At 56.7% G+C, this 25,348-nt stretch carries 21 protein-coding genes; 7 read left to right on the top strand and 14 right to left on the bottom strand.

The features are described from left to right. Positions 1-13: 13 nt before the first annotated feature. Entirely contained in the window at positions 14-2,860 is a 2,847-nt protein-coding gene (locus tag HZU72_RS09270) for a valine--tRNA ligase (RefSeq protein ID WP_180091540.1), read from the bottom strand. 135 nt (positions 2,861-2,995) lie between these two features. Beyond that, the gene (locus tag HZU72_RS09265; RefSeq protein WP_180091539.1) at positions 2,996-4,171 is read right to left on the bottom strand and encodes an MFS transporter; all 1,176 of its coding nucleotides are present in this window, start codon (positions 4,169-4,171) and stop codon (positions 2,996-2,998) included. A gap of 161 nt (positions 4,172-4,332) precedes the next feature. Here HZU72_RS09265 and HZU72_RS09260 point away from each other — a divergent pair, with 161 nt between their 5' ends. Continuing rightward, a complete protein-coding gene (locus HZU72_RS09260; RefSeq protein ID WP_180091538.1) occupies positions 4,333-4,797 on the top strand; it encodes a Spy/CpxP family protein refolding chaperone in 465 nt (154 codons plus the stop codon). Between the two features lie 102 nt (positions 4,798-4,899). Here the strand turns inward: HZU72_RS09260 and HZU72_RS09255 are convergent, their stop codons facing one another. The 3 genes from HZU72_RS09255 to HZU72_RS09245 all read right to left on the bottom strand — a co-directional run bounded on the left by HZU72_RS09255 (position 4,900) and on the right by HZU72_RS09245 (position 8,216). Beyond that, positions 4,900-5,331 (bottom strand): DNA polymerase III subunit chi, encoded by a 432-nt coding sequence (locus tag HZU72_RS09255; protein ID WP_180091537.1) that lies wholly within the window; start codon positions 5,329-5,331, stop codon positions 4,900-4,902. Positions 5,332-5,431: 100 nt separating this feature from the next. Further along, positions 5,432-6,529, bottom strand: a complete 1,098-nt coding sequence (locus HZU72_RS09250; protein WP_180091536.1) for a branched-chain amino acid aminotransferase — start codon at positions 6,527-6,529, stop codon at positions 5,432-5,434. Between the two features lie 166 nt (positions 6,530-6,695). Continuing rightward, positions 6,696-8,216, bottom strand: a complete 1,521-nt coding sequence (locus HZU72_RS09245; protein ID WP_180091535.1) for a leucyl aminopeptidase — start codon at positions 8,214-8,216, stop codon at positions 6,696-6,698. Positions 8,217-8,362: 146 nt separating this feature from the next. Between HZU72_RS09245 and lptF the strand changes: the two genes are divergently transcribed. The 6 genes from lptF to HZU72_RS09215 all read left to right on the top strand — a co-directional run bounded on the left by lptF (position 8,363) and on the right by HZU72_RS09215 (position 14,597). Beyond that, entirely contained in the window at positions 8,363-9,442 is a 1,080-nt protein-coding gene (lptF, locus tag HZU72_RS09240; protein WP_180091534.1) for an LPS export ABC transporter permease LptF, read from the top strand. Further along, positions 9,442-10,506, top strand: a complete 1,065-nt coding sequence (gene lptG, locus HZU72_RS09235; RefSeq protein WP_180091680.1) for an LPS export ABC transporter permease LptG — start codon at positions 9,442-9,444, stop codon at positions 10,504-10,506. The genes lptF and lptG overlap by 1 nt, the downstream gene beginning before the upstream one ends. Positions 10,507-10,571: 65 nt before the next feature. Continuing rightward, positions 10,572-11,045 (top strand): RDD family protein, encoded by a 474-nt coding sequence (locus tag HZU72_RS09230; protein WP_180091533.1) that lies wholly within the window; start codon positions 10,572-10,574, stop codon positions 11,043-11,045. A gap of 158 nt (positions 11,046-11,203) precedes the next feature. Beyond that, positions 11,204-11,410, top strand: coding sequence for a (2Fe-2S)-binding protein (locus tag HZU72_RS09225; RefSeq protein ID WP_008959830.1), 207 nt, complete (start codon positions 11,204-11,206; stop codon positions 11,408-11,410). Positions 11,411-11,601: 191 nt separating this feature from the next. Further along, positions 11,602-12,084, top strand: a complete 483-nt coding sequence (gene bfr, locus HZU72_RS09220) for a bacterioferritin (RefSeq protein ID WP_180091532.1) — start codon at positions 11,602-11,604, stop codon at positions 12,082-12,084. A 341-nt stretch (positions 12,085-12,425) separates the two neighbouring features. Further along, positions 12,426-14,597, top strand: a complete 2,172-nt coding sequence (locus tag HZU72_RS09215) for an esterase-like activity of phytase family protein (RefSeq protein ID WP_180091531.1) — start codon at positions 12,426-12,428, stop codon at positions 14,595-14,597. A gap of 240 nt (positions 14,598-14,837) precedes the next feature. On the opposite strand, the gene HZU72_RS09210 is transcribed toward HZU72_RS09215, so the two are convergent. The 9 genes from HZU72_RS09210 to HZU72_RS09170 form a co-directional block, all read right to left on the bottom strand. Further along, entirely contained in the window at positions 14,838-16,307 is a 1,470-nt protein-coding gene (locus HZU72_RS09210; RefSeq protein WP_180091530.1) for a carbon starvation CstA family protein, read from the bottom strand. Between the two features lie 187 nt (positions 16,308-16,494). Further along, positions 16,495-17,040, bottom strand: a complete 546-nt coding sequence (sodC, locus tag HZU72_RS09205) for a superoxide dismutase family protein (RefSeq protein ID WP_180091529.1) — start codon at positions 17,038-17,040, stop codon at positions 16,495-16,497. Positions 17,041-17,172: 132 nt separating this feature from the next. Next, on the bottom strand, positions 17,173-18,324 hold the full coding sequence (locus HZU72_RS09200; protein WP_180091528.1) for a M20 family metallopeptidase: 1,152 nt from the start codon (positions 18,322-18,324) through the stop codon (positions 17,173-17,175). Continuing rightward, positions 18,309-19,730, bottom strand: coding sequence for a M20 family metallopeptidase (locus tag HZU72_RS09195; RefSeq protein ID WP_180091527.1), 1,422 nt, complete (start codon positions 19,728-19,730; stop codon positions 18,309-18,311). The genes HZU72_RS09200 and HZU72_RS09195 overlap by 16 nt, the downstream gene beginning before the upstream one ends. Positions 19,731-19,769: 39 nt before the next feature. Continuing rightward, positions 19,770-20,798, bottom strand: a complete 1,029-nt coding sequence (locus tag HZU72_RS09190) for an ABC transporter ATP-binding protein (RefSeq protein WP_180091526.1) — start codon at positions 20,796-20,798, stop codon at positions 19,770-19,772. Continuing rightward, entirely contained in the window at positions 20,795-21,844 is a 1,050-nt protein-coding gene (locus HZU72_RS09185; protein ID WP_180091525.1) for an ABC transporter ATP-binding protein, read from the bottom strand. The genes HZU72_RS09190 and HZU72_RS09185 overlap by 4 nt, the downstream gene beginning before the upstream one ends. Beyond that, positions 21,837-22,745 (bottom strand): ABC transporter permease, encoded by a 909-nt coding sequence (locus HZU72_RS09180; RefSeq protein ID WP_180091524.1) that lies wholly within the window; start codon positions 22,743-22,745, stop codon positions 21,837-21,839. The genes HZU72_RS09185 and HZU72_RS09180 overlap by 8 nt, the downstream gene beginning before the upstream one ends. Before the next feature lie 11 nt (positions 22,746-22,756). Then, positions 22,757-23,674 (bottom strand): ABC transporter permease, encoded by a 918-nt coding sequence (locus HZU72_RS09175; protein WP_180091523.1) that lies wholly within the window; start codon positions 23,672-23,674, stop codon positions 22,757-22,759. Between the two features lie 83 nt (positions 23,675-23,757). Beyond that, the gene (locus HZU72_RS09170) at positions 23,758-25,275 is read right to left on the bottom strand and encodes an ABC transporter substrate-binding protein (protein ID WP_180091522.1); all 1,518 of its coding nucleotides are present in this window, start codon (positions 25,273-25,275) and stop codon (positions 23,758-23,760) included. Positions 25,276-25,348 lie beyond the last annotated feature (73 nt).

Below are 25,348 nucleotides of genomic sequence, written 5' to 3'. Positions count from 1 at the left end.
GCCGGGAGAGGACTTACAGCGCTGAGATTTTAGCGCGCTGTTCTTCCAGCAACTGCTTGGTGGCTTGGAATTCAGCCAGCTTGCCGCGCTCTTTATCCACCACTGCTACCGGGGCTTTGGCGATAAAACCGTCGTTGCCAAGCTTCTTCTCGATGCCGCCGATCAGCTTGTCCTGCTTCTCGATCTCTTTACTGAGGCGGGCGATTTCGGCGTCTTTGTCGATCAGATCCGCCATCGGTACCAGCACTTCCATATCACCCACCAACTGCGTGGCTGAGAGCGGGGCGTCGTCTGGTTTTTCAAGCCAGGTAACGCTTTCCAGCTTGGCGAGTTTGGAAAGGAAGCGACGGTTGCTCTCCAGGCGCTCGGCGTCTTCAGGCTTGCCTTTGGTGAGCAGTACGTCAAGAGGCTTGCCGGGGGCGATGTTCATCTCGGCGCGGATGTTACGCACGGCGATGATGACGCCTTTCAACCACTCGATATCCAGGCTGGCCTGGTCGTCGATTTTGCTTTCGTCGGCTTCTGGCCAGGCTTGCAGCATGATCGACGCATCGTCACCCATATACACGCCTGCCAGCGGCGAGACGCGCTGCCAAATCTCCTCGGTGATATAGGGCATCATCGGGTGAGCAAGGCGCAGAATCGCTTCGAGTACGCGTACCAGCGTGCGGCGGGTACCGCGCTTGGCTTCTGCCGTGGCATTTTCATCCCACAACACCGGCTTGGAAAGCTCCAGGTACCAGTCGCAGTATTCGTTCCAGACGAACTCATACAGTGCCTGGGAGGCGTGGTCAAAGCGGTACTCGTCCATCGCCTTGGTGACCTGGGCTTCGGTTTTCTGCAACTGCGAGATAATCCAACGGTCGGCCAGGGAAAGCTCAACCTCTTCACCACCAGTGCCGCAATCTTCGCCTTCGGCGTTCATCAGCACGTAGCGCGAGGCGTTCCACAGCTTGTTGCAGAAGTTGCGGTAGCCATCCAGGCGGCTCATATCAAACTTGATATCACGCCCGGTGGTGGCTTGGGAGAGGAAGGTAAAGCGCAGCGCATCGGTGCCGTGGGCTTCAATACCGTCTTTGAACTCGTCCTTGGTCGCTTTGGCAATCGCCTTGGCCTGTTTCGGCTGCATCATATTGCCGGTGCGCTTTTCGAGCAGCTCATCCAGCGTGATGCCGTCGATCAGGTCGATGGGGTCGAGTACGTTGCCCTTGGATTTGGACATCTTCTGCCCCTGGCCGTCGCGCACCAAACCGTGTACGTAAACCGTCTTGAACGGTACCTGCTTGGTGAACTTCAGGGTCATCATGATCATCCGGGCAACCCAGAAGAAGATGATGTCAAAGCCGGTGACCAGCACGCTGCTGGGGTGGAAGGTCTTCAGCTCTGGCGTCTCTTCCGGCCAGCCGAGGGTGCCGAACGTCCACAGGCCCGAGCTGAACCAGGTATCGAGTACGTCTTCATCTTGCGTCAAGGTGACATCGGGGCCGAGCTCATGCTTCTCGCGAGCCTCGGCTTCGCTGCGAGCAACGTAGACATTGCCTTCCTCGTCGTACCAGGCCGGGATGCGGTGGCCCCACCATAGCTGGCGGGAGATACACCAATCCTGCAGGTCGCGCATCCAGGCGAAGTACATGTTCTCGTAGTTCTTGGGCACGAACTGGATATCGCCATTTTCCACCGCTTCGATGGCGGGCTTGGCGAGAGACTCCACGGCTACAAACCACTGGTCGGTGAGCAGCGGCTCGATGACATCGCCCGAACGGTCACCATAAGGCAGGGTGTTGTTAACAACTTCAACTTGCTCTAGCAGGCCCAGGGCATCCATGTCGGCAACGATCTGCTTGCGCGCTTCAAAGCGGTCGAGACCTGCGTACTTGGCAGGCAGAGTGGCGTCTACATCGGGCTGGGGTTGTCCTTTCAGGTCGAAGATCTCGGCCTGCTCAAGGATCGCCGCGTCTTTGGAGAAGACGTTGATCAGCAGGTGGTTCTGGCGCTTGCCGACTTCGTAGTCATTGAAGTCGTGGGCGGGGGTGATCTTGACGCAGCCTGAACCTTTCTCCATATCGGCGTGCTCGTCAGCAACCACCGGAATTCGGCGACCGACCAACGGTAGCTCGATAAATTTGCCGACCAGGGAGGCGTAGCGCACATCTTCCGGGTTAACTGCCACGCCGGTATCGCCCAGCAGGGTTTCCGGACGGGTGGTGGCAACCACGAGGTAATCCTTGCCGTCGGTGGTTTTAACGCCGTCCGCCAGCGGGTAGCGGAAATGCCAGAAGCTGCCTTGCTGCTCTTTGTTTTCCACTTCCAGGTCAGAAATGGCGGTGTGCAGTGTCGGATCCCAGTTGACCAAGCGCTTGCCACGATAGATCAACTTCTCTTCGTGCAGGCGCACAAACACTTCTTGTACCGCTTTGTAGAAGCCGTCGTCCATGGTGAAGCGTTCGCGAGACCAGTCGACGCTAGCGCCCATGCGGCGCAGCTGGCGGGTAATATGGCCGCCGGATTCGTGTTTCCACTCCCATACCTTGTCGATAAACGCATCGCGGCCAAGGTCGTGGCGGGTCTTGCCCTCTTCAGCCGCAATCTTGCGCTCCACCAGCATCTGCGTCGCGATACCGGCGTGGTCGGTGCCTACCTGCCACAGGGTGTTATTACCCTGCATCCGTTTCCAGCGCGTCAGGGTATCCATGATGGTGTCCTGGAACGCGTGGCCCATGTGCAGGCTGCCGGTCACATTGGGCGGTGGAATCATGATCGAAAAAGGCGTGCCCTGGCCGGAGGGAGCAAAACGGTTGTCGGCTTCCCAGCGCTCGTACCAGCGGGTTTCGATCTGTTCGGGTTGGTAGGTCTTTTCCATGGAGAGTTGGCTCACGGCTGGCGAGAAATGTGTATAAGTGCATAGATGAATGGGCGTGAGTATACCGCGTAAGGGCCGTGGTCGTCAGGGGCTACTCACGCTCTATTGTGGGTGCACCGTACGTATGTGATGTGTTTATGAAAACTGTTTATGGGCAGAAAACCCGCGCATGGCGATTAGCCCGAGGATAGGCCCCGGTAGCAGCCACCAAATTACCGCCAGCGACTGGCTCGACCACAGTGCGGTAACCAGTGCGATGGAGGGAATGGTCAGCCCAAAGCCGATAGCATTCATCATCGCCAGCGCCGCCCCTAGCCGCTCGGGTGGAGCCGTGGCGCTAGCCAGCGCAGAGAACTGCGCTGAGTCGGCAATAACGCTAACGCCCCATAAGCCGAGAAGCACCAGCAGCAACCAGGGCGAGGCGCTGCCCAACAAGGGATAAACCAAACACAGCGCACCAGAGGTAGCTAATGCCACGCAGGCCACTCGATCGCTGCCAATCTGGCGGCTCCATTTGCCTGCCAGCACGCAACCCGGTAAGCCAAGGGCGATCACCGCAAAACTTAGCCACGGCTGAGCGCTGTTTGCAGCATCCAATCGCTCCAGCTCCCGGGCGACCAGAAACGGCACCAGCGCCCACAGCGCATACAGTTCCCAGCAGTGGCCGAAATAACCCAGTGCGGCGGCACGAAAACGAGGCTGTTTGAAAGCGGCCAGACCTGCCCAGGGGCGTCCGCTTTTGGCGGTGGCCGGGAGGTGGGGGCCAACGCCCAGTTTGAAAATCATTAGCGCAGCGACCAGCGCCAGCAGTGAGGCCAGCAGCAATGGCCACTGCCAGGGTAAACCCAGCGTTAAACCGCGTAGCAGATGCGGGGAGGCAATACCCAAGGTGAGCATGCCCACCAGCCAGCCCAGTGCCGCCCCGGCATGGCTGGGTGTCCAACTCACCACCAGCTTCATACCCAGCGGGTAGATACCCGCCAGACAGAGCCCGGTCGCAAAGCGTGCCATAGCGGCGAGCGTCACGCTCTCAGCCACGCCGATAAAGGCGGCGTTGATCAGTGCGCCGAGAACAGCGGAAATCGCAAACAGGTGGCTGGCGCGAATGCGGTCGGCAAGGCCGGTGGTGGCAATCAATAGCGTGCCGCTAATAAACCCGGCCTGAACGGCGATGGTGAGCAGACCCAAATCGCTTTCGCTAAGGCCTACAGACTCCTGAAGCGCCAAGCCAACGCCATTAACGCTAAACCACAGCGAGGTGCCGAACAGTTGGGCGATGACAATCGTAACAAGCGGGTAGCGCGTGAACACGTTTACGTCTCCATGAGGGCAAAGGGCGCGGCCAGAGCCCGCTAATGGTAATCAACAATTTACCGTTACGACGAATTTTTTAAAAACAGCAGTGTCGGATCGCAAGGCCCGTCAGGATTCGTCGGGCAGGAAGTACAAATTTGTTCGCAATTGGAGTTTTTATGCACGTAGCCAAGCTTTGCCTTCCAGCAGTTGCAGCACTGGCATTCAGTGTTCCCGCCATGGCCCAGCAAATGCCTGGTGGCACCCCCAGTGTCGATGACCAAGTTGATCAACTTGACGAAATGGTGGATCTGGATGAAGGGCAGAAAGCAGAGATGAGCAACCTCTTGACCCAGATGCAAGATAAAATCAGTGGCAAGGAGCAGGAAGCCCAGCAGTTGCAGCAGCAACTCGGCGAGCAGGTTCAGCCCGATTACGATGAAGCTGCCATTCGTGCGGACGCGGAGCGCCTTGGTGACCTAACGGCCGAGATGACCGCGGATAGCATCATCTTACAGTCTCAGATCGAAGGCGTATTCACTCAAGAACAGCGCGAACAACTTGACGAGGCCATGGCTCAACGGCAGGAGCAAATGCAACAACAGATGCAGGAGCAGATGCAGCAACAGCAACAGGGTGGCTAAGGCAAAGACGCCTGGGACGCACTGACAGCGATTGCCCAACTCTGTTGACGGCCCCGCCAAGTGCGGGGTCTCGTCTGTATGGCATATGGTCTCCTCGGCCATTTACCCCAACTTATGCGGCACGACCTCATGACCCATGTCTTTATAGCGCTGCCAGCAGGCGCGTTTGGCGACCAGCACCTGTTGGTGCTGATTAATAATCTCGGCAATTCGCGCGTAGCGCTCTACGCCTTCGGGTATTTCCGGGTGTAGATTAAGCAGCGCGGTTTCTTCCGTGGGCACCGGCAACTGCTGCCAACCTAGCGTGATCGGTACGCTGGCGGCCATCTCGCTATCTTCCAGGGCATGGGGTAAATAGGCGTCTGGGCGGAAATTCCACAGCGCGCTATCGGCCTGCTCGGCGAGGGCTTTGTCTTCGCAGTGCATATGCAGGCGGTAGCCTTTGCGCCAGATGGTCTCGGCCAGTTTGCAAGCAAACTGCAAGCGCGCTTCCAGGGTGGTATCGGGCAGAATGTAGAAATCAATGCGCGCCATAGCGGTTCCAGGTAAAACGATTTCAGATACGTCGATGGCAAACAGCACCGCCGCAAGAATGCGGCGGTGCTGAAAGGATAAGCGCTGGTTTTAAAACCGCTTAAACCAACTGGGTTAACCAGCCGTACTTATCTTCGCTGCGACCGTACTGCAGGTCGAGCAGCTTGGTACGAATGCGCATGGCAATCTCATTATTGCCACCGGCAGCTAGCTTGATACGCTCGTTCTCGGTGACCAGCTCGCCCACCGGGGTGATGACCGCGGCGGTACCACAGGCAAATACCTCGGTGATCTCGCCAGACGCCGCGCCTTCACGCCACTCGTCAATGCTGATAGCGCGCTCTTCCGGCGTTAGGCCTTCATCTTTGGCCAGCATGAGCACCGAGTTGCGCGTGACGCCTTCCAAAATCGTGTCGGTCAGGCGCGGGGTCACCAAGCGGCCGTCTTTGAAGACGAAGAACAGGTTCATGCCGCCGAGTTCTTCCACCCACTTGTTTTCAGCGGCATCGAGGAACGCGACCTGACCACACTGGTGGGCTTCGGCTTCTTTCTGCGCGGCCAATGAGGCGGCGTAGTTACCGCCACACTTGGCGAAGCCGGTGCCGCCGGGGGCTGCGCGCTTGTAGTTAGACGAGAGCCAGATTGATACCGGGGCAATGCCGCCTTTAAAGTACGCCGCCGCGGGGGAGGCGATCACGTAGTAGTCCACCTCATGGGCGGGGCGTACGCCCAAGAAGGCTTCCGAGGCGATCATAAACGGACGCAGGTAGAGGCTGCACTCGTCAGATGCGCTGGCAGGCGTGGGCACCCAGGCGTGATCTTGCGCTAATAGCGCTTTCAGCGAGCCGATAAAGTCTTCGTCGGACAGCTCCGGCAGCGCCAAACGACGGGCACTGCGGCGGAAGCGCTCGGCGTTTTTCTCGGGGCGGAACGTCCAGATAGAGCCGTCGGCATGGCGATAGGCCTTGATGCCCTCAAAAATTTCCTGGCCGTAATGCAGCACAGAGGCGGCGGGATCCAGCGTTAGCGGGCCGTAAGGGCGCACTTGGTGGCCGTGCCAGTCGGCGTCAACGGTCCAGCGCACATGGGCCATGTGATCGGTAAAGTGTTTGCCAAAGCCGGGGTTTTTGAGAATGTTGTCACGGATCTCATCGGCTATCGGCTGGTTGGATGGCAAAATCTCAAAGTTAGTGGGCACGGCATGTTCTCTCTACTTGATCCAAGCCCTGAAGGGCAAATATAGGCGTCGTAATATAAGCGTTAAAGTGGTCGTAGCGTGTGCCTTGAGATAAGGCACACGCTAATGGGTTTAGGTGTAACGGTTGCGTCAAATAAAGGCAACCGTTGATTGCCTGATTGTGTTGTTAGACGTCGCTATTTTCTACTTGGGCGTCTGCTTCACGGTCAAGCAGGTACTGGGTTAACAGCCCAACGGGACGCCCGGTAGCGCCTTTTTGCTTGCCGGAGTGCCAAGCGGTTCCGGCGATATCCAGGTGCGCCCAGGGGAAGTGATCGGCAAAGCGCGATAAAAAGCACGCAGCGGTAATCGTGCCCGCGGGGCGGCCACCAATATTGGCCAGGTCGGCAAAGTTGGACTCGAGCTGCTCTTGATACTCATCCCACAGCGGCAGGTGCCAGGCGCGATCCCAGGCGGCTTCGCCCGCATCCAGCAGATCCAGTGCCAAGTCATCATCGTTGGAGAGCAGGCCGGTGGCGTGATGGCCCAGGCCTATAATCACCGCGCCGGTGAGGGTGGCGATATCTACGACGCTGGCCGGGGAAAAGCGCTCGGCGTAGGTGAGTGCATCGCATAGCACCAGGCGGCCTTCCGCGTCGGTGTTAAGCACTTCGACGGTCAGACCTTTGAGGGTTTTGATGATGTCGCCGGGCTTGGTGGCATTGCCGTCTGGCATGTTTTCCGCGGCGGCAACGATAAAGACCAGGTTGAGCTTGGGTTTAATCGCCAATACCGCTTTGACGGTGCCGAACACGCTGGCGGCGCCGCACATATCGAACTTCATTTCGTCCATGCTTTCGCCGGGCTTGAGCGAAATACCGCCGGTATCAAAGGTAATGCCTTTGCCTACCAATACATGGGGCGCTTCTTCGCTTTCTTCGGCGCCCTGGTACTTCATAACGATCAGGCGTGTCGGCTCTTTGCTGCCGCGGCCTACGGATAATAGCGAGCCAGCGCCCAGAGCTTCCAGCGCTTCTTCATCGAGAATCTCGACCTCGAGCGCGCCTTGTGAGTCGCGACCCAGCTGCTCTGCCTGCTCGGCTAAATAGCTGGGCGTACAGACGTTACCGGGCAGGTTGCCCAGCGTGCGGGTGTAGTTGATGCCTTGGCCAATAGCGTTGCCCACTAACGCACCCTGCTTAACCTGCGGGACAGCGTCGGCATCGGTGATAATTAACGTCAGCTTGGCAAGGCTGGGGGCTGGCGCGGGCGAGGATTTGAACTGGTCAAAGCGATAGATAGCACGCTCCGCAGCTTCCATTACCTTGCGCGCTTTCCAGGCCGCATCGCGGTCAGCCAACGGAACATCGCCAAATACTACGCTGGCTTCGTCGATAGGCAGTTTTACTAGCGCCGCCATGGCCGCATCCAGCGCCTTGATGAAGGCTGCTTCCTGGCATTTTTCGCGCTCTCCCAAGCCCACCAGCAAGATGCGTTCGGCCCCCAGGCCTGGCGCAAAGGGTACCAGTTGCACGTTACTCAGTGCTGCGTCAAAGTCGCCGCGTTCGAGCAATTGGCCAATCAGGCGCTCGCTGGCGTCGTCCAGTTTGGCAACGGTGGGCAGGAAGTCACCACCTTTATAAACCGGCACCAAAAGGCAGGGTGTTTCAGCTTTGGCCGGGTTCGCGGTCTGAACGGAAAATTCCATGACGTCTCCAACAAGACAAGCATCGAGGGATTCGGGATAATGCCCCGTTGCTTTTGATTTTGAAAAGGGACTGAAAATAGTTTGATTAGTGTACCCAAGCCATACGCTTATTGCATGGCATCCTGCACGACTAGCCGGAGAGCGCGTTGATTTTATTTCGATATCTAACTCGCGAAGTGTTACTCACCATGTCGGCAGTCGCTGGCATTCTACTGCTGGTGATTATGGGCAGCCGCTTTATCCGCTATTTTTCGGACGCGGCGGAGGGAGATATTCCCGTTACCATGCTAGGTAGCCTGATGATGTTTCACCTGCCTGGCTTTATGGAACTGATTCTACCGCTGTCGTTTTTTTTAGGCATCCTGCTCGCCTACGGGCAGCTCTATATGAACAGCGAAATCACTGTAATGGTCGCCTGTGGGATGAGTCCCACGCGGCTATTGAAGGTGACGTTGCTGCCTGCCAGCGTGGTGGCGGTACTGGTCGGTGTCTGCAGCCTGTGGCTAACGCCTTTTGGGGCGCTGCAAACCGAGACCTTGCTGGAAGAACAGCGCAGTCGCCTGGATGTTTCCGTGTTGGCGCCGGGGCGCTTTCAAGAGTTCGGCGGTGGCCGTACCGCTTACATCGGCAGCTTCTCAAGCGACGGAACGGAAATGCAGGATGTGCTGGTGCACGAGCAGAACCAGCAGGGCGACGAAGGTACTCACGACTACGTGACCCGGGCGGCATCGGGCTATCAGGAAACCCGCCTCGAAACGGGTAGCCGTTTTCTGGTGTTGGATGACGGTGAACGTTACGGGGTGACGCCGGGCGATAAGAGCGCCGAGCGGCTAACGTTTGAGCGTTATACACTGCGACTAGGGCTGAATCGTGACCGGCAGGAACTGGATTCACTGGAGTACGCCACTACGCCTGCGCTATGGAGTAATCCAAGCCCCCGTGCCCAAGCCCAGTGGCAGTGGCGGGCAGGGCTCCCGCTTATGGTGTTTGTGCTGGCCTTGATGGCGCAGCCGCTTTCCCGGGTTAATCCCCGCCAGGGGCGCTTTGGCAAACTGCTGCCCGCGGTATTTTTATACGTCGCTTATCTTAGTCTGCTGCTCGCGGTTGTCGATGCGATTGGCAGTGGCACTTGGTCCACCACGCTGGGCGTGTGGCCCGTGCATGGGCTGTTTTTAGGGCTGGGCCTATTATTGCTATGGCGCTCGCAACGCAAGGGGATGCGCTAATGGTGCTTGACCGTCTTGATCGTTATATCGCCCGCAACGTGCTGGCAGCCATTATCGTCGTTCAGTTCGTGCTGTTGGGGTTGGATATTACCATCGCTTATATCGATGATTTAGGCGATGTGCAGGCGGGCTATACCGCCTTCGATGCGCTGCTTTACCTGCTAATGCGCACGCCTTGGCGATTCTATCAGTACGCCCCGGTAGCCGTATTAATTGGCGCGCTGATTGGTTTAGGCAGCATGGCTTCCAGCAATGAGCTCACCGTTATGCGTGCCGCTGGGCGTTCTCTGGCGCGCATTGTATGGGGGGTGATGAAGCCCGTGCTGGTGGTCGTGGTCGTGGTGCTGTTAGTTGCCGAATACGTTAGCCCACGCACCGAACAGTATGCCGAGGCGTGGCGGCTGGAAAAACTCCAGGGTGAAGGCGCCGTGTTGACCAGTCGCAGCGGCTGGCAGATAGAAGGCGACAGCGTCTACCGTTTTGGGGCGATTCGCGCGGATAACGTTGTGCTCGATTTAACCCGCTATCGCTTTGATGACCGCCAACTGGTCGAAGCCACTTACGCTCAGCGCGCACACTGGGAAAACGATGCCTGGCGTTTGGAAAACGTCGCCACCACGCGTATTTTTGACGATCACACCGAGTCTGAGCATACGGCAAGCATGAGTTGGGATACCTCTTTCACCCCCTCCCAGCTAGAGAGGCTGCTGCGCGATATTGAGAGTCAGGCGCCCAGCGAGCTTTGGGCCTATGCCCAGTTCCTTGAAGAGCAGAACCTGCAGAATGATCAGGCACTGCTCTATTTTTGGCAGAAGATGCTGATGCCGCTCACCATGGGGTCACTGGTGCTGATTGCCGCCTCCTTTGTATTTGGCCCGCTGCGCACCGTGGCCGCTGGTACTCGGGTGTTTTATGGCGTTGTCACTGGGCTGAGCTTTAAGTACGTTCAGGATCTACTGGCGCCCGCCTCGACGATATTTGGCTTTTCACCCGTCTGGGCCGTACTGGTGCCGACTCTGGCCTGCGCCGGGGTCGGGATCTACTTTCTACGTCGCAATGGTTAATGCCGCAATGGTTAGCCATCACAGCCTCGTATCGTCCAGAAACAGCCAGCAACCACGAGAGAACTATGCAAACACGACGCTTTACTCAGCTGGACAGCGTATGGCCAGCCGACCTTGGCCGACGACTGGGCGCCATGCTGTATGACGGCTTTTTGGTCACCGCGATTTGGATTGCGGTGACCGTCGTGCATATGCTGTTTTTCCGCTATGTGCTTGGTCAACAGCCCGAAGAGATTGGCACCACGGCCAGCGATATCTGGAGCCTGCGCCTCATGCTGGTGTTTTTTGTCACGCTGTTTTTTGTTTTCTCCTGGTCGCGCGGTGGGATGACCTTGGGTATGCAGGCATGGCGATTACGTGTGCAAACGGTAGAAGGGTATTCACTGAACTTGAAGCAGTGTCTTATCCGCTGCGCGGTGGCGTGGCTCTCACTGCTGGCGTTTGGTTTGGGCTACTTATGGGTGCTGTTCGATCAACAGCGGCGTAGCTGGCCGGATATTGCTTCCAACACGCAAACGGTGGTTTTGCCGAAAAAATAATTTCAGCTGGCATGGGGCAAAAAATGCTTTTACGCCAGTACGTTATTTTGATGCTCTTGCTTACCAAGACGAATGGATAGCAAAAAGCAGTCATTTCTACTTGATAAGATGTATGCGAATCATTTACATTCATCTCATGATTTTTATGAGGTGTCGCCATGTACGTTTGCGTGTGCAAGGGAGTAACCGATCATCAAATTCGCCAGCACGTTAGCGACGGAGCGCGCAGCTGGCGAGAAGTACGCGAGGCAACCGGCTGCGCAACGCAGTGCGGTAAGTGCGCGTGCTACGCTAAATCAATTACCCGCGATGCCGTTCAGGAAGCACGTCAAGAAGCCGATATGGGCCTTGCCTACGCCGTGTGACGCGAATCACTATTGTTAGGGTTATCTTTAGCAAATAACTGATTTGCTTGAACTTTTAGTCATCTTATCTATACTCTCAGAAACGCTGGGGGTATAGCTATTTGTGCCTATACTCTTCTCCAAACGTAACTGCTTGATCGTATTGTCTAAACTAGATTAAACATCAGCATTACAGTAGAAAAGGTGACGTCATGAAAGGTGATACGAAAGTTATTGAGCATCTCAATAAAGCGCTTGGCAACGAACTGGTTGCGATCAATCAGTACTTTTTGCACGCCAAGATGTACAAAGACTGGGGCCTAAAAGCACTCGCCAAGTGGGAATACGATGAGTCCATCGAAGAGATGCAGCACGCTGACAAGATCATCGAGCGCATTCTATTCCTGGAAGGCATTCCCAACCTGCAAGACCTGGGCAAACTGCACATTGGCGAAAACGTCAAAGAGATGCTCGAAAGCGATCTAAAAATTGAGCACGATGGCCGCAACGACTACATTGAAGCCATCACCTATTGCGAAAGCGTTAAAGATTACGTTACCCGCGATATGCTCCGCGATCTGCTCGCCGACGAAGAAGAGCATATCGACCACATCGAAACGGAACTTGGTTTGATCGACAAGGTGGGTATTCAGAATTACATGCAACGCCAAATGCAGATGGCAGGCGACGAGTAAAACGCCTATCGAGCGTATGTATAGAAGCATGCTAGCAACCAAAACTAGCTAAAAAGCAGCCAGTCAGTGCTGACTGGCTGCTTTTGTTCTAAAGCCCCTTTTAACCTATCGATTTCCCCGCTTCCCTTTTCCCCTATGTGTTCCTTCACTGCTTACCCATCTAACATTTTCGCGGCAACCTGCGTTTAGCGCTGAGGTGTGGCCGATAGCCAACGGCGCTAACTTAGCCTGTGAGTGTCATAAGCCTGACATCGCCATGGTGTTGGATAGTTAATCGGACATAGCAAGTTTAATAACTTAATCAGTCGTTTCTTAAGCTTAAGCAAGGGATTAACTCCATCATGATACTCAAACGCAGACCAATCCTGTTGGCGCTGGCTGCTGTGCTGGCCGCCACGCAAGCAGCAGGCGCGGCAGATAAACATTTCAACCGCATCGCCAGCTTCGCGGTTCCCGATAATATGGCCGAGGGCGAGGATCGTACACGCGAGACCGCGCCTGAAATCATTGCGGCCTCCGGTGATGGCATGACGCTGGTGTATACCGATAGCCCGCTGGGCGTGATCGGACGCATCGATATCAGCGACCCGGCTAATCCGCAACCGCTGGGTAATATCGTTATGGATGGCGAGCCTACGGCCGTCTCGGTGCTCGGCAATATGGCCTATGTCGGAGTGAATACATCGGCCTCCTACAGCGAACCTTCCGGTGAGCTGCGCACGGTCGATTTAGCCAGTGGCGAGATACTCTCCTCCTGCCCGCTGGACGGACAGCCCGATAGTGTGGCTTCCGCTGCGGCCCCCGATGGGCGCTTTGTCGCTGTCGCCATTGAGAACGAACGCGACGAAGAGGCGGGTGATGGACGTGTACCGCAGATGCCCGGCGGTTCCGTGGCACTGGTGGCGATCAATGCGGAAGGGCTGGTTAACTGCGATAGCCTGCTCTACGCTGACGTAACCGGGCTCGCCGAGATCGCCCCCGAGGATCCAGAGCCGGAGTTTGTCGATATCAACACCCTGGGTGAGACCGTCGTCACCGTGCAGGAGAACAACCACCTGGTGGTGCTCGACTACGCTGGAAAGGTGGTGGCTGATTTCAGTGCCGGGACTGTCGACCTGGACGGCATTGACGCCAGCGATGACGGTGCGCTGATTTTCAACGAGCAGCAAGCCGAGCGCCTGCGCGAGCCGGACGCTTTGCAGTGGATCGACAACGACCACTTCGCTATTGCCAACGAAGGCGATATGGATGGCGGCGCGCGCGGCTGGACGATCTTCAACAAGCGCGGCGAGGTGGTATACGAGTCAGGTACTTCATTCGAGCGCGCGGTGATTGAAGCGGGTCATTATCCCGATAAGCGTTCGGATGCCAAAGGCAGCGAGCCGGAAGGGATGGAATTTGCGGTGTTCGAAGGTACGCCCTATGTCTTCCTGCTTTCCGAGCGCGGCTCGCTGGTGGGCGTTTATGACGTTAGCAGCCTGGCCGAACCGCAGCTCACCCAGCTACTGCCCTCGGGCCTGTCTCCCGAAGGCGCCGTGGCGATTCCCAGCCGTGGCCTGTTAGCCACCGCCAATGAAGGGGATCTGGGCGAAGACGGCGGCCCCCGCGCCCATGTCATGATTTACCAATACCAGGATGCGCCAGCGGTCTACCCCACCCTGACCTCGGCGGGCGCCGATGAACTGATCGGCTGGGGCGCGCTTTCCGGGTTAGTCGCCGCTGACGACGTACTTTATGCGGTCAACGATAGCTTCTACAGCGCCCAGCCGCGCATCTTCACAATCGACCCATCAGCATCGCCAGCGCGAATTACCCAGGCGCTGGATGTGACCCGCAACGGTGAGTCTGCCTTGGGCCTGGATATGGAAGGTATCACCACCGATGGCAAGGGTGGCTTCTGGATCGCATCTGAAGGCAATGCTAAAGGCCTTGCCAACACCCTCTATCATGCTGACGCCGACGGCGAGATTGATCAGGGAATTGCGTTGCCCGATGTGCTCGCGCAGCAGTCGCTGAAGTGGGGGCTGGAAGGCGTTACGCGGATTGATAATCAGCTCTGGCTGGCGGTACAGCGCCCCTGGCAGGATGACCCCGAAGGCATGGCCAAGCTGCTGCGTTTTGATATCGACAGTGGCGAGTGGGGCGCTGTTCACTACCCGCTGGATAACGTGGAACAGGGTTGGATTGGCCTCTCCGAAATCACCGCCCATGGCGATTGGCTGTATTTGATTGAGCGTGACAACCAGATCGGCGCCGAGGCGAAGGTCAAGCAAGTGACCCGCATTGCCCTGGACGGCCTGGAACCCGCCCCGCTGGGCGGTGAGCTGCCGGTGGTCGAGAAACAGCTAGTACGCGACCTGATTCCCGACCTAGCCAGCTACAACGGCTTTGTGGTGGACAAGGTTGAAGGAATGGCGGTCAACGATAATGGCAACGCCTGGCTGGTCAGCGACAACGACGGTGTGGACGATAGTTCCGGCGAGACCTACTTCTGGTCGATACCGCTGGAGTAGTCCCTGCCTGTATTCGTCTATACCGCAGCAGCATGGAAGAGATAAACATGAGGAGTAGGGGAGAAAAGGTAGGATAAAAGAGATAGGAGAAAAAGCGAGGGCACGCATCAAACACGGTTATGTGGCTGATGTGTGCCCTTTTTTGTAGCGTGGCTCTTGTGTGGAGAGCGTCCTGTGAAGAGCGTCCTGTGAAGAGCGTCCTGTGAAGAGAGTATGGCGGTAACGTTATGGAGCGCCTAACTATTTAGCTGCAATCGCCTCACCGCTGTCCACAAACTGGCTCGGTACCGGCGGCTCATCAACGGCAAAAGTTGCCCGGCTTAGGCGACGGACACGCTTCATAAACAGCGCAATGCAAAGAAGCGTACCTAGAGCGGCCACCATATAGCTTAGCTGCAGCGGTAGACCAAAACCGATCGGCGCGTAGGCTAAGTAGGTAAACGTGGCCATGGTCATAAAGGTGGCTGGGATCGAGGTAATCCAGTGAGGCTTACGCGACAGCACTAGGTACATGGTGCCTACCCACAGCGCGATCACGGCGGTGGTTTGGTTCGCCCAGGAGAAGTAGCGCCACAGCAGTGTGAAGTCCATGTGCGTTAACGCGTAAGACACCACAAATAGCGGTAGAGCGACCATGACGCGCTTCATAATCGGCTTTTGATCGATCTTAATGTAGTCGGCGATGATCATGCGCGCGCTGCGGAAAGCGGTATCGCCCGAGGTGATCGGCAGCACAATAACGCCAAGTACCGCCAGGGTGCCGCCTATAGCGCCGAGCATGGTGGTAGAAACTTCGCTTACCACCGCGGCAGGGCCACCGGCCGCCAGCACATCGGAAAGCGACTGGTCGCCATAGAACAGGCTCATGGCGGCGGCCGCCCAGATCATCGCGATAATGCCTTCGGTGATCATCATGCCGTAGAAAATTTTGCGACCATTGGTTTCGTTTTGAGTGGTGCGCGAAATAATCGGCGTTTGGGTGGCGTGAAAACCGGAAAGCGCGCCGCAGGAGATGGTTAAAAACAGCAGCGGGAAAATCGGTGCAGCGTCAGGGTGCATGTTCTGGAACGAGAGCTCGGGGATCGGAGCGCCCGTGATGATCAAGCCGATACCGATACCCGCCGCGCTGAACAGCAGCAGGGCGCCAAAATAGGGGTAGATACGACCAATGACCTTATCAATCGGCAGCAGGGTGGCAATCAAGTAATAAATAAAGATAGCGACGATGATCAGCGTTAACGACAGCGAGGTCATATTGGCCAGCAGCGCCGCAGGCGAGGTGACGAATACCGTACCGACTAAAAGCAGCAGCAGAATCGCGAAACCATTGACCACATGCTTCATCGCTTTACCCAGGAACTTGCCGGCCAGTTGCGGCAAGTGAGCGCCATGGTTGCGGATCGAGATCATGCCGGTCAGGTAATCGTGAACAGCACCGGCAAAAATACAGCCAATCACAATCCACACAAACGCCACCGGCCCATACAGCGCGCCGAGAATCGGGCCAAAAATAGGGCCGACACCGGCAATGTTTAATAATTGAATGAGTGAATTGCGCGTAGTGTTCATCGGCACATAGTCGATGTTGTCGCGCATGCTGAAAGCGGGCGTCTGACGCTTGCGGTCAGTTACAAACACACGCTCAACGAATTTCCCATAGGTAAAGTAGCCCGCTATCAGCAGCAGGATCGATACGATAAAGGTGATCATCTAAGGTACCTAGAGCAGTGAGGAGGATGAGCTTGCATGCCGGAGAGCATGCAGCAGGCACTTCTTTAGCAGGGCTGAATGTACAGATAACCACTATAAAATCACAGCTAGACTTTAGTGGGCCGTAAGCAAAAAAATGGACAGCCGAGTGGCTGCCCATTGTGTCGATTAACAACAACGGTAAAGGTTAAGACTCAACGACGCCGCAGGCCATCCGGGTGCCGCCGCCGCCCAGGTGGGGCTCATCTTTGTAGGTGTCGCCACCTTCATGAATCATCAGGCTGCGCCCCGGCATATCTTCCATGCTTAGGCGTGGGGCTAGAACGGGTAGATTGGCTTCGCCCTCTTCATTAACGGTTAACACCGGCAGATCGCCTAAATGACCTTCACCGTAAGGGCCTTGGTGCGTGCCGGTTTCTTCGGGGTCATAGTGACCACCTGCTGACAGCGCAGCGGTCATTTCGCCACTATCATTCTCGGCAGGGTCGCAACTGGCGTTCTGGTGGACGTGAAAACCGTAAACACCGGGCTCAAGATCCGTCAGCGAGGGTGTCAGCAGTAAGCCATGATCCGTATGCTCCAGAGATACGGTACCAATCGACTCTTCGACTCCTTCAGCGCTGACTTTATGCATCTCCACATCGAGCGTTTCATTCGCTTGCGCCGCCGAGGTGGCGAGTAGCAGCGAGGCAGCCATAGCGGTAAGTGAATAGCGTGCAGTTGTATAGCGCATATTGATCTCTCCTTCCTACTCCATGGAAACGCGTCTGTAGCGTTGCTTATTTAAGGTAGCTGCCGAGCTGCTTCTTCGCCACCCGGCTAGTGATAGGCAACCACGATGTTGTGTAAAAGCATCCTTTTAAATTCAATCTTTTAAGCTTAATAAAGTAGCAGTGAGTGCTTGAGTGCGCGGTACCAGCGTAGTCAGTAAGCAGTACTCCTCGTCAGTGTGCATTTTGGCGCCGACCGGGCCAAGTCCACACAAGGTGGGAATGCCCAAGCTGGCCGTCCAGCCAGCATCAGAACAGCCGCCGGTGAATTCACCATCAACATCAAAGCCAACGTTTTTAGCCTGAGACTGGTAAAGAGCAAACAGTTCGCTGCTCATACGCTCTTCGAGAGGGTAGAACTCCGATGTCTGCTCAATGGTTGCCTGGGTGCCAGGAATATCGGATTCGGCGATAATCGCCTCAATGGCTTTATACAGCTGTTCACGCTGTACTGTGGTTACAAAGCGAATATCCAACTGAGCAGACGCGAAAGGCGCGACAGTGTTGCGTGATACCCCGCCGGTGATGGTGCCCACATTGGTGGTGATACCTGCCTCGTAATTGGTCAAAGCATGCAGTTTGATGATTTTTCGGGCAATTGCTTCGATCGCACTGGCCCCATCGGCATGGCTCACGCCGGAGTGAGCGGCTTTGCCGGTGACGTTGATCAAAAAGCCAGCACCTCCTTTTCGGCCAGTGACCACATTGCCGCTGACGCGCCCAGGCTCGACGTTCAAGACTGCACGTGCCCCCTGGGCGGTGGCTTCGATGAACGCCCGACCATCTGGCGAGCCAATCTCCTCATCGGCGGTAAACAGGGCACGAACGGGCAGTGGGCAATTGGGCAGGCGGCTTAGCGCGCGCAGAACAAAGCAGTTCATCACTAGGCCACTTTTCATATCGGCCACGCCGGGGCCAAAGCCGACGTTGTCTTGCTGGGTATAACCTCTGCTAGCCACTGTGCCGGTCGGAAAAACCGTATCACGGTGCCCCATTAAGAGCACATGACCTTGGTCAGTTCTCCCCAGTTGTGCTTCTAAAATATCCCCTGAATCAGGGCGTTGGTGGCGTATGACGGTGATGCCATCTTGCTCAAGCCATTGGGTGATCTGATCGGCAACCGCATCCGTGCCTGCTTTGTCGTAGCTGTTGGAATCGATATTGACCAGGGCCGCTAAGCAGTCAACCATCGCTTGCTGCTGCCCATCCAGCCAATCACAGGCTTGCTGTATTAGTGGCTCTTGCATGACGCTCGCTCCTTATTAATCTCTGCGCCCTGAGTCGTAAGATCCCAGAAAAGCCCTGCCATCAAAAGCAGTGCCTCGGCGGCGATGCTGCCCAGCAGGTGTTCGTCAGGAGCATGCTGAGAACAGGCGGGGTAGGAGTGCGGCACCCACAGGGTAGGTAAGCCCAGCGTTTCGGCAAATACATCATTGGGTAATGATCCGCCTAAGTTAGGTAATAGCGTGGGTTGTTTGTGCGTAGAGAGTTGCATCGAGGTTAATGCCCAGCTCACCCAAGGGTCTTCAGGGTCAAGCCGTGTAGCATTCATCTGTGACATGCGCGCCGCGCTCACTTCAATATCGCTATAGCCGTGTTGATCCAGATGGCGGCGTAAATGGGCAAGAAAGTTATCCTGATCGCTGCCCACCACAAAGCGCAGCTGGCAGTGGGCGTAGGCGTAGGGCGGAATCGCATTGGCCGGGGCGTCCGGGTTTCCGGCCTTTATGGCCAGCACTTCTAAGGTGTTCCAACCGAATAACCGCTCCGCGGGGGAGAGCCCTGGCTCGCCCCAGTCAGTGTCAATCGTCGGGGCATTGTCACCGACGCCTACCTCGAGTGAGGCAAGAGCGCTGCGCACGGCGTCAGGAATCGGCTCAGGGCGTAGCCCCTGAATCTGGATCACGCCGTTGGCATCCACCAGCGTGGCCAGGGCATTGGTTAATCGCACCGCCGGGTTTTTCAATACCCCGCCCCAGTTGCCCGAGTGGTGGGCACCTTCCCGGGCCTGCAGCTTTAGGTCGAAGTTGAACGATCCCCGTGAGCCTAAAAATAGCGTCGGCGATTCGGCGTCCAGGCGGGGCCCGTCCGAACCAATAAACACATCGGCCGCTAAACGCTCCCGATAGCGGTTGCAAACCTCCTTTAGCCCCGGCGAACCGGTCTCTTCGCCCATCTCCAGCACCAGCTTAACGTTATAGCCCAGGTGCCCGCCGCTGGCTTTCAGCACACAGCCGAGCGCAGCTAAATTAATCGTGTGCTGGCCTTTGTTATCAGCGGTGCCGCGCCCATACCAGCGATCTCCCCGCTGGGTGATTTGCCATGGCGACAGCCCTTCGGCCCACTGGTCGTCATAGCCGCGTATTACATCGCCATGGCCGTAGGTCAATACGCTGAACATGGCCCCGGTTTCAAGGCGTTCAGCGATCAGAAAAGGCCCAAACCCTGCCACTGGATTATCGACAATTTCCCATGTGAAACCGAGCTGCTCAATATCGGGAATAATCTGTTCAGTAAGGTAGCGTTGAAGCTCTTCCAGCCGATGGGGTTCCTGGCTTTCGCTGCGAATGGCAATACGCGGCGAAAGCTGATTATAAAACTCGCCACTATCAAAATAGGCTTTAGCATTGTCTAAGGCGTGTTGGCGCGACATAAACATTCCTTTTTAACGTTAGGTATTGGTTCACCGTATTTAGGCAAAGTGACAGGCGACACGCGTCGGATTGCCTTGAGAAGTACCTTGAGACGTACCTTGAGACGTACCTGGACCAGCACTCTGAGCTATAGGACTCAGTGCGGGTGCTTGCTGGGCACACTCAGGCTGAGCTATCGGGCAGCGAGGGTGGAAGGCGCAGCCTGAAGGTGGCTGCGTGGGGTCGGGCTGGCCTGCCCCAAGGCCGATATCAGGTACGCCTAAACCAGGTTCTGGGGTAAGCGCAGAAGCCAGCAGCGCTTGGGTATAAGGGTGGCGAGGAGCTGAGAAAATTTGCTCACGGGTACCCTCTTCGACAATCCGCCCCAGGTACATCACCGCGATCCGGTCCGCCAAGTGTTCAACCACGGCCAGGTCGTGACTAATAAACAGGTAGGTAAGGCCAAACTCATCTTTCAGGTCGAGCAGTAAATTGAGTATCTGGGCCTGAACCGACACATCCAACGCAGAGGTGGGTTCGTCACAGATCACTAGGTCAGGGCGCATAATCAGCGCCCGTGCAATCGCTACCCGCTGACGCTGCCCACCGGACATTTGCCCCGGGTATTGCTGGGCCGCGCGTTTAGGCAACCCGACCAACTCGAGCATCTCATCTACCTTGGCTGCCTGCTCCTTGGCTGTGCCCATGGCGTGAATGCGCAGCGGTAAACCGACGATCTGTTCAATCCGTTGGCGGGGGTTAAGCGACGAGTAAGGGTCTTGGAAAATTGGTTGTATATGGCGGGCGAGTGCCTTTTGGTTAGCGTTAACGATCGCTTTGCCATTGATCAGTACATCGCCCGCACTAGGAGGTGTCAGTCCTAGTAGCACTTTGGCCAAGGTGCTCTTGCCACAGCCTGACTCACCCACCAGCCCCATCACCTGGCCGCGGGGAACGCGCAGGGATACATCATTGACTGCTTTTAAGGTACGGCTTTTATGCAGCATTCCGCCGCCCAGCTTGAACGTTTTGGACAGCGCGCAGAGTTCCAGCGCGAGAGGGTCACGACTACTGGCGGCACTGTTCATAGCGTTACCTCCTGAGCGTTTAGCTGCGCTGGGTTTGATAGCTGATGAGCAAAGTGGCAGCGCGACAAGTGCCCATCTGCAACGGTTTGCAAGGGCGGTGTGGTGCGACAAAGCTCGGCCGCTTGGTCGCAGCGATTACAAAAGGCACAGCCATCAACCTTTTCTACCAAGTTGGGTACTACCCCTGGAATTGCCTGCAAGCGGCTGCCTGGCAGCGTTTTGCCGGGTGTTGGTATGCAGCGCAGTAACCCTTGGGTGTAAGGATGGCTGGGGGCTTGAAAGAGTGCCTGTGCAGAGGCGGTTTCAATGACCTCGCCGGCATACATCACGGCGACCCGGTCGGCGATGCGTGCCACGACGCCCAGGTCGTGGGTGATGAAGATAACCGCCGTGCCAAACTCCTGCTGTAAGTCGCGCAGCAGGTGCAGAATTTGCGCCTGAATGGTGACGTCCAGGGCCGTGGTGGGTTCATCGGCGATGATCAGGTCGGGCTCACACATTAGCGCCATGGCGATCATCACCCGTTGGCGCAGCCCGCCCGAAAGCTGGTGAGGATATTGGCGCATACGCTCTTCGGCGGCGCTGATGCCTACTCGTTTAAGCAAATAGAGGGCGCGGTCGTGGGCCGCTTTACGAGATACCTGCTGGTGGCGGCGCAGGGCTTCGCAGAGCTGATTGCCCAGGGTGTAGGCGGGGTTGAGGGCGGTCATGGGCTCTTGGAAAATCATCGCCATGCGTGCACCGCGAAGGTTGCTGCGCTCGCGTTCTGGCACCGTAAGGAGATCAACGCCGTCAAAGTTGAGGCAGTCGGCGTTTACCTGCGCCTTGCGCGGCAGTAGGCCCATTAATGCCAGCGAGGTCATGGATTTACCACACCCTGATTCGCCTACCAGGCAGAGCATTTCACCGCGCTCAACGTGAAAGTCGATACCCCGCACGGCGTGTAGCGTGCCCTTGGCTACGGGTAAATCAACCCGTAACTGCTTAACGCTGAGAAGCGGTGAGGCTGGCGCTGTTGAGCGCTCAGTTGAAGATAGATTATTCATTGCGGCCTCCCGGTGCGCTGAGGTCGCGCAGTCCGTCACCCAGCAAGTTAATCGCCAGCACCAGAACAAACAGCGCGCTGCCGGGAATCGTAATCACCCAGGGCTGAAAGAACATATAGGCTTTGCCTTCGGCGATCATCAGCCCCCATGAGGGTGAGGGTGGCTGCACGCCCATGCCCAGAAACGACAGCGTTGCTTCGAGCAAAATAGCGTTGGCGACTTCGAGGGTGGCCACCACAATGAGGGCGCCAGCAATATTAGGGAGCACTTCGCGCAGCAAAATATACGGCAGCGGGCAGCCCAGTGCCTGGGCTGCCTGCACATACTCAGCATCGCGCAATTGCTGAGTAGCCGAGCGGGCAACGACGGCAAAGCGATCCCACAGCAGCAGCCCCAGCAGTAGCGTGACGGTCAGCATCGAGCCGCCCATCAGCGAAGCCATGGCCAGCGCCACTAACACCACGGGCATGGCTAGGCGAGTGGTGAGCAGATAACTCACTACGGCATCGACGCGACCGCCGAAATAGCCTGCCAGCACACCAAGGGTGGTGCCAATCAACCCTGAAATCAGCGCAACCACCAGCCCGATAAAGAGTGAAATCCGGGTGCCATAAATCAGTCGGCTCAGATAGTCACGGCCAAGACGGTCAGTGCCTAATGGATGAGTCCAACTACCGGTTTCGTGCCAAATAGGTGGCACCATGCGGTTAGCGGTATTCTGTAAATAGGGATCATGGGGGGCTAGCCAAGGGGCCAGAAGCGCCACAATGCCTAGTGAAGTGATGATCAATAATCCGATGGCTAAGCTGCGGTTTTTGAACGTGCTGTGAACCAGCCGCGACAGCCAAGTATTTGCCGGGTGGTGCGTGGCCGCCACCGGTGAGGAAAGTAGTTGTGCCATGGTGTTCTCCGTTAGCGCGCACGTAATCGTGGGTCGAGTACTGCGTTGAGAATGTCGGCAATTAGCGTCAGCACGATATAGAACAGCGCAATGATCAGAACGATGGCTTGAACCACCGGATAGTCGTTACGGGAAATCGCATTCCAGGCCAGTTGCCCCAGCCCACGCAGCGAAAAGACAGTCTCTATCACCACCGAGCCGCCGAGCATAAATCCCAGCTCCACGGCGGCCAGTGCCACCACTGGAATCACCGCATTGCGTAGCGCGTGTTTGAAAATCACCGTGCCGGTGCGCAGCCCTTTTGCCCGGGCGGTGCGAATGTAATCTGCCTCCAGTACTTCCAGCATGCCGCTGCGGGTTAGCCGCATCATGGCGGGGGTGGCGTAATAGCCCAGCGCAATGGCGGGTAGCACAAAGCCTTGCCAGCTATCACTACCTGCGGCGGGAAACCACTGCAACTTGACGGCAAACAGGATGATCAGCGTTAAGCCAAACCAGAAGTTGGGCATTGCCTGGCCGGTGACCGCAATCGCCATGGCCGCGCGGTCTATCCAGCTGCCACGCTTGAGCGCGGCCACAACGCCGAGCGGAATAGAAACGCCCAGAGCAATCGCCAAGGCCAACATTCCCAGGGTCATCGTTACCGGTAGGCGCTCAACGACTAAGTCCATGACCTCGCTCTGGTAGTAGTAAGAGCGTCCAAAGTCGAGCTGCACAGCTCCCCATATCCACGTCGTAAATTGCTCAATCACCGGGCGATCCAGGCCGTACTCAATACGAATTTGCTCGACCTGTTCGGCGGTGGCCTCGGGGCCGCCAATGGAGAGTGCCAAGTCACCCGAGAGCTGCAGCAGACTAAAGCAGAGCACCGAAATAGTTAGCGCGACGCTAAGCGCTATCAGCGTGCGCTTGAAAACAAATGCCCACATAAAGCATCACTCCCTCGCTGTGGAAGGCTAGCCGTGGTGATTTCCACGGCTGCCGTTAACTCGATCAGATGCCATCGGTAACGTTATTTCCAGCTCGCCTCGTAGAAGCGGGGGAGTTCATCAGGGTAGGCAGTGAAGTCGAGATCAGCGGTGTGGGCGTAGTAGGTGGAGTAGGAGAACAGCGGTGCCCAGTACGCTTGCTCGGAAATGCGGGCGAAAGCTTTTTGGTAGTGCTCTAAGCGCACATCAGGATCTACCGAGGTATCGGCGACCTGCAGCCACTCCTGCACCTGAGTGTCCTGCCAGAGATCGTCAATGCCGCCTGTGAAATAGACGCTAACGAAAGCCGAGACATCATTAATAGAGAAGGAGCCCCAGGCTTTGAACGACATATCGGTTTGACCGTTGCGCTGAAGCTCCAGCAACGCGGGGGAGGTCATAAAGCGCAGATTGGCATTAATGCCCACTGCACGCAGGTCGCCAATCATTGCTTCGGCGTAATTCCGTTCACGGTAGGCGTGAAGGTCAATGTCGAAGCCATCGGCGTAACCGGCTTCAGCAAGTAGTTCACGGGCTTTTTCAGGGTCGTACTCATACTCAATAACGTCTTGTGTTTCACAGCCAAACTGAGTCGGGAAGCAGGGGGCGTAGAGGGGCTGGCTGCCGCCGCGCACTAGGTCGTTAGCGAGCCCTTCCCGGTTCATCGCATGATTGATGGCTTGGCGTACGCGGATGTCATTTAGCGGTGAATCTTCTCGGGTCGCGGCATCCAGGCCGATATAACCGACTCGCATGGTTTCGCCGCCTAGCACGCTAAGCTGTGGCATAGCGTTTAACGACTCAGCTTGATCCGACGGCACGCGCCAGATCCAATCGACTTGACCGGACATTAATTGCGCCATACGTGAGTCCGCATCGGCAATGGCCTTGAACTCGATATTAGCGATCTCCGGCTGACCAATAGGACTGTCGGCAAAGTAGTCATCAAAGCGCGTTAGGCTAACGCCATCCCCAGGGCGGACGTTGGTAATCCGGTAAGGGCCGGTACCTACGGGCTCACGACTAAAACCCTCGATACCCACTTCCTGGAAATACTCATCGGGGTAAATTGGCATTGGGCCGGAAAGGTACTCAAGGGCTGCGGGGAAAGGCTCTTTGAGGTGAATGCGGACTTGGTACTCATCAAGCTTCTCAACGCTTTCGATCCAGTCAACATTTTGGCGCGTCACCACCCGTGATTCGGGGGACACCGCGTAGTTGAAGGTGAATGCCACATCGTCGGCATTGAAGGTCTCGCCGTTGTGAAAGGTCACTCCTTCGCGCAGCACAAGATCCAGGCTCTTATCATCGGTCCACTCCCATTCGGTTGCCAAACGCGGCTCGTACTCGTTGGTTTGCGGGTTGCGATAGATCAACGTGTCCCAGGCCAAATGGGCAAGGATAACCCCTTCACGCAGATTGTTGTGGTAGGGGCTAACGTTCTCGGGTTCGCTGTCAGATGCATAGACCAACGTATCGTTGGCTTTGCCAGCCAAGGCGGGTGTCGCGATGCTGAGTAAAGCAAGTGATGTAACGCAGTAGAGAGTTTTGGGTGTTTGCATGCCATACCTCGTTTTTTTAATAAAGGAAGGTTATGAGCGTTTGGCGTACCGGCGAGGCTGTTATTTTGTTAGA

It is taken from the genome of Vreelandella sedimenti (assembly GCF_013416325.1).
Lineage (GTDB): Bacteria > Pseudomonadota > Gammaproteobacteria > Pseudomonadales > Halomonadaceae > Vreelandella > Vreelandella sedimenti.
This window is presented reverse-complemented; position numbering and strand designations above follow the sequence as displayed.

Bases quoted from the DNA above. Each gene is read 5' to 3' on its own strand.
- HZU72_RS09270 (WP_180091540.1), bottom strand. From the start codon at position 2,860: ATGGAAAAGACCTACCAACCCGAACAGATCGAAACCCGCTGGTACGAG.
- HZU72_RS09260 (WP_180091538.1), top strand. From the start codon at position 4,333: ATGCACGTAGCCAAGCTTTGCCTTCCAGCAGTTGCAGCACTGGCATTC.
- HZU72_RS09255 (WP_180091537.1), bottom strand. From the start codon at position 5,331: ATGGCGCGCATTGATTTCTACATTCTGCCCGATACCACCCTGGAAGCG.
- HZU72_RS09245 (WP_180091535.1), bottom strand. From the start codon at position 8,216: ATGGAATTTTCCGTTCAGACCGCGAACCCGGCCAAAGCTGAAACACCC.
- lptG (WP_180091680.1), top strand. From the start codon at position 9,442: ATGGTGCTTGACCGTCTTGATCGTTATATCGCCCGCAACGTGCTGGCA.
- HZU72_RS09230 (WP_180091533.1), top strand. From the start codon at position 10,572: ATGCAAACACGACGCTTTACTCAGCTGGACAGCGTATGGCCAGCCGAC.
- HZU72_RS09225 (WP_008959830.1), top strand. From the start codon at position 11,204: ATGTACGTTTGCGTGTGCAAGGGAGTAACCGATCATCAAATTCGCCAG.
- bfr (WP_180091532.1), top strand. From the start codon at position 11,602: ATGAAAGGTGATACGAAAGTTATTGAGCATCTCAATAAAGCGCTTGGC.
- HZU72_RS09215 (WP_180091531.1), top strand. From the start codon at position 12,426: ATGATACTCAAACGCAGACCAATCCTGTTGGCGCTGGCTGCTGTGCTG.
- HZU72_RS09210 (WP_180091530.1), bottom strand. From the start codon at position 16,307: ATGATCACCTTTATCGTATCGATCCTGCTGCTGATAGCGGGCTACTTT.
- sodC (WP_180091529.1), bottom strand. From the start codon at position 17,040: ATGCGCTATACAACTGCACGCTATTCACTTACCGCTATGGCTGCCTCG.
- HZU72_RS09200 (WP_180091528.1), bottom strand. From the start codon at position 18,324: ATGCAAGAGCCACTAATACAGCAAGCCTGTGATTGGCTGGATGGGCAG.
- HZU72_RS09195 (WP_180091527.1), bottom strand. From the start codon at position 19,730: ATGTCGCGCCAACACGCCTTAGACAATGCTAAAGCCTATTTTGATAGT.
- HZU72_RS09190 (WP_180091526.1), bottom strand. From the start codon at position 20,798: ATGAACAGTGCCGCCAGTAGTCGTGACCCTCTCGCGCTGGAACTCTGC.
- HZU72_RS09185 (WP_180091525.1), bottom strand. From the start codon at position 21,844: ATGAATAATCTATCTTCAACTGAGCGCTCAACAGCGCCAGCCTCACCG.
- HZU72_RS09180 (WP_180091524.1), bottom strand. From the start codon at position 22,745: ATGGCACAACTACTTTCCTCACCGGTGGCGGCCACGCACCACCCGGCA.
- HZU72_RS09175 (WP_180091523.1), bottom strand. From the start codon at position 23,674: ATGTGGGCATTTGTTTTCAAGCGCACGCTGATAGCGCTTAGCGTCGCG.
- HZU72_RS09170 (WP_180091522.1), bottom strand. From the start codon at position 25,275: ATGCAAACACCCAAAACTCTCTACTGCGTTACATCACTTGCTTTACTC.